This is a genomic window from Streptomyces sp. AC627_RSS907 (assembly GCF_019049165.1).
On the sequence record NZ_JAGMUE010001376.1, the window covers coordinates 1 to 651 of the forward strand.

Sequence of the window (651 nt, forward strand, 5' to 3'; positions counted from 1 at the left end):
ACCGCACCCAACGGCCCAGCCCAACAGCGCGTCATTTGGCAGGCGTTGAGCAACGCCAGGCTGACCACCGACGACATCGACGCGGTGGAGGCACACGGCACCGGCACCACGCTCGGCGATCCGATCGAGGCCCAGGCCCTGCTCGCCACCTACGGCCAGGACCGCTCCGCCGACCGGCCCCTGTGGCTGGGCTCGCTCAAATCCAACATCGGCCACACCCAGGCCGCCGCCGGCGTCGCCGGCGTCATCAAGGCGATCCTCGCGCTCCACCACGGGGCGCTGCCCAAGACCCTGCACGTGGACGAGCCCACACCCCACGTCGACTGGGAGTCCGGCGCCGTACGCCTGCTCACCGAGCAACGCCAGTGGCCCGAGACGGGCCGGCCACGCCGAGCCGCCGTCTCCTCCTTCGGAGCCAGCGGCACCAACGCCCACGTCATCGTGGAGCAGGCCCCGGAGCCGCAGGCCGCCCCGGAGGAGGCCGATACCACGGTCGACACGGGCATCATCCCGATCGTCCTCTCCGCACGAGGCCACCGGGCACTCCGCGCCCAGGCCGCACAACTCGCCGCGTACGTCGAAGACCACCCCGAGACCGACCCGTACGCCATCGCCCACACCCTGCTCAGCACGCGAGCCACCCTCGAACAC

At 71.9% G+C, this 651-nt stretch carries 1 protein-coding gene; it reads left to right on the plus strand.

Features of this window, described 5'->3' with window-relative positions:
- On the plus strand, positions 1-651 hold a 651-nt coding region (locus KUM32_RS42005; protein ID WP_217146862.1), incomplete at both ends, for a ketoacyl-synthetase C-terminal extension domain-containing protein.